This window comes from Streptomyces hokutonensis (genome assembly GCF_000376565.1).
GTDB classification, from domain to species: Bacteria; Actinomycetota; Actinomycetes; order Streptomycetales; family Streptomycetaceae; genus Streptomyces; species Streptomyces hokutonensis.
This window is the reverse complement of record NZ_BARG01000090.1, coordinates 86,729-93,926: the sequence shown is the minus strand read 5'-3', so window position 1 is coordinate 93,926 and position 7,198 is coordinate 86,729. Positions and strand designations below refer to the sequence as shown.

Sequence of the window (7,198 nt, the reverse complement as noted above, 5' to 3'; positions counted from 1 at the left end):
CTTGTGGCGGGGCGCGGGAAGCGGGGACTCATTGAATTCGCTAGGTTTCGAAAGGCGCTTTGAGGCGCGGAATGAAATTCACCGTGAGGTTACCGGAATGACGGTGGGGCAGATTCACGAACTCTGGGTGGCCGCTGGTGGCCTGGAAAACCGAGAGGATCAGCCCCAACCGCTCAGCACGGAGGACCGGCTGGCAGCGGTCCGGCGCAACGAGCTGAAGCGCATCTGGAACCTGATGACCGAGGACGGGTGGGAGACCTACTCCCCTGAGAGCGACCCGGAGGTACACCGCTGGCGCCAGGCTCAGCGGGAGCGTCGGGAGCGCGAGAGCCGTGCGGCCTCGGGACCGGCCCCGGAGCTGATCCGCTACCGGATCGTGGCTCAGGGGACCGATCCGGAGCACCCGGGCGCGTCCGTGCTGACGCACTACGCCTACGGGCGGTCGGTAGAGGAGGCCGTCGCCACGGTGCGCGAGGCGCTGGAGAAGCCGGGTGGGGTGTACGGGGACCAGGGACTGTACCGCGTGGTGGAGGTGGCAGAGGAGAGCTGGGACAGCGTGCTCCGGCAGCAGGAGGAAGCCCGCCGTCGGTACCTGACCACGATCCTGGAGAACGCCACCACGACCGTGCGCGGCCGTGAGCTGGACAGCCTGGACGCGGACCTGGTCGGCCGCCTGGACGACTTCTTCACCCGCGCCGTCGTCTTCCCCGACCCGCACACCCCCGGCGTACATCCCCGGCCCCACCAGGCCACGTTCGGCTGGACCAGCGAACAGCCCTACATCGAGCACGCCAGCGACCCCGGCCGCGCCCTGGCCCTGTTCCTCCTGTCCTACCTGGACCACTACGGCCTGAACCTGCAGGCGGCCGCCCGCACCGGTGAGCAGCCGGTGAGCGAGGGCCGGCCTTCCGCCCGTGAAGCAGAGGGCGGAGAAGCGCCGGCGGAACTTGTCGAGCGCGTCCTGGACATCTGCGGGCAGCACTACACGGCCGTCACCGGCACCAACTCCGAGCAGTGGGACCAGGAGTCGGACCGGGAGGTCGTGGGCATCGCCCTGCGGACCGTGCCCATGGCGGAGCGGGACGCCTACCCGCAGGCACTGGACACGTACCTACACGAGCACCTGGCGCTGCTGGAGCGGCTGTGGCAGCGCTACGGGCCCGACGGCATGTTCGCGGGTGAGCTCGTTCTGGTCGACCTGCCAGGGTGTTTCGTGCTGTGCGAGAGGATCGACAGCAGCCCGCTCTGGCTCGAAGGGGTATGGGTGCGGGAAGGCCAAGAGGAAAACGTGCTCGAAAGGCTCAAGAACGCCTGGCTGTACGACACCGGAGCGGGAGAGGGGGACGGACGATGAGCAGGATTCCGCTCAAGAAACACCAGGTCACTCAGAAGTCGGCCTTTCGTAAGTGGGTCGGATTCCCTGCAAGGTCATCCGTGCCCCCACAGGGTGCCCGTGGCACGATCGTGTCAGCGACCGGGTCAGGGAAAACGATCATGGCCTCTGCGTGCGCGCTGGAATGCTTCCCCGAAGGCCGGATCCTCGTCACGGTGCCGACCCTGGACCTGCTCGTGCAGACCGCCCAGGCGTGGCGGGCGGTCGGTCACCGCTCCCCCATGGTCGCCGTGTGCTCGCTGGAGAGCGACCCGGTGCTGAACGAGCTGGGCGTGCGCACCACCACCAACCCGATCCAGCTCGCCCTGTGGGCCGCCCACGGGCCGGTCATCGTGTTCGCCACCTACGCCTCTCTCGTGGACCGCGAGGACTACGAGGCCCTCCACCCCTACGGGCCCTGGCAGGGCAGCGGAGACGGCAAGACGCACAAGAAGACGCGCGGGCCGCTGGAGTCCGCGCTGGCGGGCGGAGAGCGCCTGTACGGGCAGCGGATGGATGGCTTCGACCTCGCGATCGTGGATGAGGCACACGGCACCGCAGGTGACCTTGGCAGGCCGTGGGCGGCGATCCACGACAACGCCCGCATCCCGGCGGACTTCCGGCTCTACCTGACCGCCACGCCGCGCATCCTCGCCGCAGCCCGCCCGCAGAAGGGCGCGGACGGCCAGGAGGCGGAGATCGCGACCATGGCCGACGACCCGGAGGGCACCTACGGCGCGTGGCTCGCAGAGCTCGGGCTGTCGGAGGCAATCGAGCGGGAGATCCTCGCCGGGTTCGAGATCGACGTCCTGGAGATCCGCGACCCCTCCCCCGTCATCGGGGAGTCCGAGGAGGCGCGGCGCGGCCGGCGCCTGGCGCTCCTGCAGACCGCGCTCCTGGAGCACGCCGCCGCGCACAACCTCCGTACGGTCATGACGTTCCACCAGAAGGTGGAAGAGGCGCAGGCGTTCGCGGACAAGCTCCCGGAGACCGCAGCCGAGCTGTACATGAACGACGCCTCCGACGCCGACCTGGCCGCCGCCGACAAGCTGCCGAAGTCCTCCATCGACGCGGAGTTCTACGAACTCGAGGCCGGCCGCCACGTACCGCCGGACCGGGTGTGGTCGGCCTGGCTGTGCGGCGACCACCTGGTGGCAGAACGCCGGGAGGTACTGCGCCAGTTCGCCAACGGTATCGACGTGGCTGGACGCCGGGTCCACCGCGCCTTCCTCGCCTCGGTTCGCGTGCTCGGGGAGGGCGTCGACATCACCGGCGAGCGGGGCGTGGAAGCCGTCTGCTTCGCGGACACCCGCGGCTCCCAGGTGGAAATCGTGCAGAACATCGGCCGCGCGCTCCGGCTCAACAAGGACGGCTCCACCAAGGTCGCCAGGATCATCGTGCCGGTCTTCCTGGAGCCGAACGAGGATCCGACCGACATGGTCGCCAGCGCCAGCTTCCGCCCGCTCGTAGCGGTCCTCCAGGGCCTGCGCTCGCACGATGAGCGCCTGGTCGAGCAGCTCGCCTCCCGTGCCCTCACCAGCGGCAAGCGCAAGGTCCACGTCCAGCGTGACGAGAACGGGCGGATCGTCGGGGCCGGCGGCGAGAGCGAGGACGACGACCAGAAGCAAGACGACACCGACGCCGCTGCCGAGTCGGCGCTGCTGCGCTTCTCCAGCCCGCGCGACGCGGCGACCATCGCGGCGTTCCTGCGCACCCGGGTCTACCGGCCGGAGTCGCTGGTGTGGCTGGAGGGCTACCAGGCCCTGATGCGGTGGCGGACGGAGAACGAGATCACCGGCGTCTATGCCGTCCCGTATGACGTGGAGGTCGAGGTCGGCGTCACCCAGGACTTCCCCCTCGGGCGGTGGGTGCACCAGCAGCGCAAGGCCCTGCGGGCGGGTGAACTGGAAGAGCGGCGCAAAACGCTGCTGGACGCGCCGGAGGCCGGGATGGTCTGGGAACCGGGCGAGGAAGCGTGGGAGGCCAAGCTCGCCGCGCTCCGCTCGTACCGGCGTGCCACCGGGCACCTCGCGCCGCGTCAGGACGCGGTGTGGGGCGAGGGCGAGGCGATGGTGCCCGTCGGGCAGCATGCGGCCAATCTCCGCAGGAAGGGCGGCCTCGGGAAGGACCCCGAGCGAGCGGCGGCACGGGCCGCGCAGCTGGCCGCCATTGACGAGGACTGGGACTGCCCGTGGCCGCTGGACTGGCAGCGCCACTACCGCGTCCTCGCCGACCTGGTCGACGCCGACGGCGTCCTGCCAGCCATCCAGCCGGGTGTCCTGTTCGAGGGCGACGACCTGGGCAAGTGGCTCGCACGGCAGCGCGAGGCAAGCACCTGGGCGCAGCTGTCCACCGAACAGCAGGACCGGCTGTCCCAGTTGGGCGTACAGCCGCTTCAGGCGCCGTCTCCCGCCCCGGCGGCGAGGCATACGGCGAAGGGGCCGACCAAGGCCGAACAGGCCTTCAAGCGCGGCCTGGCGGCCCTCACGCAATGGGTAGAGCGGGAAGGCGCCCACCGGGCGGTGCCTCGCGGGCACAGCGAACAGATCGCGGTCGACGGCGAGACGGAACCAGTGGTCGTGAAACTGGGCGTGTGGGTCTCGAACACGAAATCGAGGCGGGACAAGCTCAGCATCGCCCAACTCGCCGCACTCGCTGAGCTGGGCGTTGAATGGGCGTAGTGCTGAACGTCGAGGGGCTGGCCGGAACTGCCCACGAGCGGCCGGCCCCTCCTTCGCGTCGTTATTCCTTCGCCGCAGAATCCGTCTTGGAGTCCGGGCTTGACTGCGCCGAGTGTTCGCCAACTGCGCTCCGGCGGCTCCAGGCCCGCCGCCCAGCGGTAGCCCCAGCCAGAACAGCGGCTCCGGCTAGCTGCGCTGGAAGCTGAGTGAGCAAGCCCTCCATCAAAAGATCCACGACGCTCCGCACTGGGGCCCCTTTCTAGTCAGCCGTGACACTCCGTCAGTGCCAGGCCACCACGCTGCACCGTGCCTTGGAGTCGTAGAACGCCTTGCTACAGCCCAGGACGCCCTGTTCCACCTACGGATGGGATGGCATGCTGGCCGACAGTTTTGGACGGTTCTGGACGGCGAGGGGGAGCTGTTGTGGGACGGCCCGGAGAACTGAAACGGCCGCAGTTACCCGAAGGTCCTCTGAAGGACCTCGTTGACGCCTTACACGAACTTCATCTCCGAGCAGGGCGCCCCACGCTGTCCGACCTGGCCAGGTCCTTGGAGGGAGGGGTCTCCCGCAGCCGCCTGCACGACGCGTTCACCAGCGGTCGATTGCCGCGCTGGGAGGTGGTCGACGCTCTGGTGGAGACTCTTGGCAGCCGCGCCCGAGGGACTACTCCCGAGCAGGAGCTCGATCGCTTTCACGCCCTGTGGCAAAGCGCGGTTGCTGGCTCCGATCGCCCGGAGCCAGCAACCGCTTCCGAACCGAAGCCGAGACCGACGCCTCCCCCTCCGCTGCCTGGTCCCAGTGCGTCAGTTGTCGATGCAACCGGCAGCCAGAGTGAAGCGTCAGAGCCGGGTATATCGCTGTACATGTCGCGGGCGCTGTTCGACAGGATCAAGGCCGGCCCGTGGCAGGAGAGGATCGAGGACGGCTACCTCTGCTTTCTGACTGGCGACTTCCTCCCGCCCAAACCCGAGCACCTGTTTCCCCGCGAGGACATGACCATCGTCTTCGCGCCGGTGAATCCTCAACTGCGGGTGGCGGTTGCGGACTACGCCCACGAGCATGCCAGCGGTCTCGGATGGGTCCCGACCCCGAAGCAAGTGGCCGTCGCCTGGCTCATGCACACGCCTCCCCCAGCTGCAGGCGTGCTGGCCATGGTGCACTGACGGGCCCGGAAGGACTGGCGCCCCTTGCCTGCCACCGTCATGCGGATGCCCCGCGAACGCGAGACCCCACCGCAGCGAGCCCGACGGAGAGTTGACCAGGCGACGACGTGCAGCTGCCCCAGGCGAGGAAGCCTGGAGCCTCTGCTGTCGTACGGACAGGACACCTCGTCAGATAGACCACAGAGGATGCAGTTGGCACGCGGTGAACTCGCTTTCTCCTATGTGGAGTTACCGCCACCTGCGCGGAAACCAGGGCCTGCGTTGGCGCGGGGGGTTCGCCGTGGTCTGCGCCGTGGACGGTTCGTCCGGCCGGGCGTAATGGGGGTGTCCAAGTACCGCGGCCTGTACGGCCGGCCAGTCTTGAGCGCGCCACCATTCGAAGAGCTGGTTAGTGGCGAGCACCGGGAAGATGAGGGCGTCGACGAACTCCTTGCGCTGGTACGCGTCGGTGGGACGCTGGGCAGGGTCTAGCCGGTACTGGTGGTTAACGATCAAGGCGGAGCAGGTGAGCGGCTGGTGGGGGCGTAGCTGCGGCCAGGTGTCCAGATGCCTCTGAAGGTGAGAGACCAGTTTCTCCGGGGCTGCGCCAGAGGCGGATTTCACCTCGATCAGGCACGTCTCCTGATCCAGTACGGCGAGCAGGTCCGCCGATTTGGTGCCCAGCTCCGCGTCCAGTTCGGTAACGGTGAAACCGGCGGCGCGCAGCACGACAGCAACTGCGGCTTCCAGCTCATGGCCAGTGCCGAACAGCAGGCCCGACCGCACGGGTTCAGCTTCCTGTCGCGCCTGTTCGAGGTCAGTCTGGAGGCGTGCCTTGTCGTCGGCGTAGCGGGTGTCGAGTTCCTGAAGGGCGACGCGGGCTTCCGCCTCTGCGGGGGTCTCCAGGTCGGCATTGACGCTGTGCGGGGATCTGACGCGGCGCAGCGCGGCCGGGATGTGTTCGGGCAGAGCCTTCTGGACGATCCAGTCGATGATGGTGTTCCAGTCGACCGCGTCGGGGATCAGGTACCAGACCTCTTGGCGGTCGCTGGGTGCCCAGCGGGCCAGGACCGGCACGCCCAAGCTGTCCACCAAGATCGGCACCAGCTCCCCTTCAGGCCTGCGGGAAGTTGACCCCTGCGGTCCCTCGAAGCCGATCGACTGCAGAGCCATAGCCCACCAGGGGGCACTGGCTGGACGGTTGCGCAGTCGCAGACCCAGGTCATGGTCGGCTGCGTCCAGGTCGGAAGCCAGGAAGACGTCCGCCCCCGCAGGGAGACGCGGCCCACCGATCGAGCCGGTGAACCCGGGGAAGGCAACACTGGCTGCAGGGGGACCGAAGACAGACCGAGGGCCGTCATCGTCGGCGTTGCCCAGGGTGGCGATGATCAGCACAGGCTCGCCGCGTGAAGCCGCTCCGGCCAGGAACCGCTTGAACTCGTCAGCGCCTCGGTTGCGGAAGTAGCTCGGGTTGATGGCCACAGAGCACGTGCTGGTGTCCATACCGAGCCAGCGCGGCTCAGCTCCCCACTCACTCCACGAGACAGCTGAGTACTTGGCCGAGGCCGCGAAGAGATCGCGCGCGTAGTCAGCCGCCTCCGGCTCGGGTTCCACCATCGTCGCGGGGTCGTGAACAGCAACGTGGACATGAACGAGCCCTTTCGGACCTTGGGAGTGCGCAGCCATAGCGAGCACCGTATCCGCCAGGTACGACGCACAGCCGCCCTTTTCCACAGCGTCTGAGCGGCTTGCCCACCCGGCGTCGCGCGCGGCCCCGCCGTCGCGCGCGAGGAACACCGGCGGCGCCCGATCCCCTCACACGCCGTCCGGGACCTGTCCCACCCTCCCACTTCTCTTTCTTCCTGCTGTGGGGCGTGGACTCGGGGGCGTAGAGGGGATGTCGGCCTCCCGACCACGGCCTGACCAGGCGAGGTGACCTGCGGTTTCACGGACAGGCGCGGCAGAGCGTGCGGACGGTTGTCGGCCGGGTTGTCGGCGGGGA

At 68.7% G+C, this 7,198-nt stretch carries 4 protein-coding genes; 3 read left to right on the top strand and 1 reads right to left on the bottom strand.

The genetic code is table 11. The features are described from left to right. The first annotated feature begins 97 nt into the window (after positions 1 to 97). The 3 genes from SSP08S_RS46150 (at position 98) to SSP08S_RS46140 (ending at position 5,217) form a co-directional block, all read left to right on the top strand. Positions 98 to 1,354, top strand: a complete 1,257-nt coding sequence (locus SSP08S_RS46150; protein WP_019074449.1) for a hypothetical protein — start codon at positions 98 to 100, stop codon at positions 1,352 to 1,354. Continuing rightward, positions 1,351 to 4,053 (top strand): DEAD/DEAH box helicase, encoded by a 2,703-nt coding sequence (locus SSP08S_RS46145; RefSeq protein ID WP_026179408.1) that lies wholly within the window; start codon positions 1,351 to 1,353, stop codon positions 4,051 to 4,053. Before SSP08S_RS46150 ends, SSP08S_RS46145 begins: the two co-directional genes overlap by 4 nt. Positions 4,054 to 4,917: 864 nt before the next feature. Then, positions 4,918 to 5,217, top strand: coding sequence for a hypothetical protein (locus tag SSP08S_RS46140; RefSeq protein ID WP_019074447.1), 300 nt, complete (start codon positions 4,918 to 4,920; stop codon positions 5,215 to 5,217). A gap of 228 nt (positions 5,218 to 5,445) precedes the next feature. Here SSP08S_RS46140 and SSP08S_RS46135 read toward each other — a convergent pair whose 3' ends face one another. Further along, entirely contained in the window at positions 5,446 to 6,882 is a 1,437-nt protein-coding gene (locus SSP08S_RS46135; protein WP_245608091.1) for a hypothetical protein, read from the bottom strand. Positions 6,883 to 7,198 lie beyond the last annotated feature (316 nt).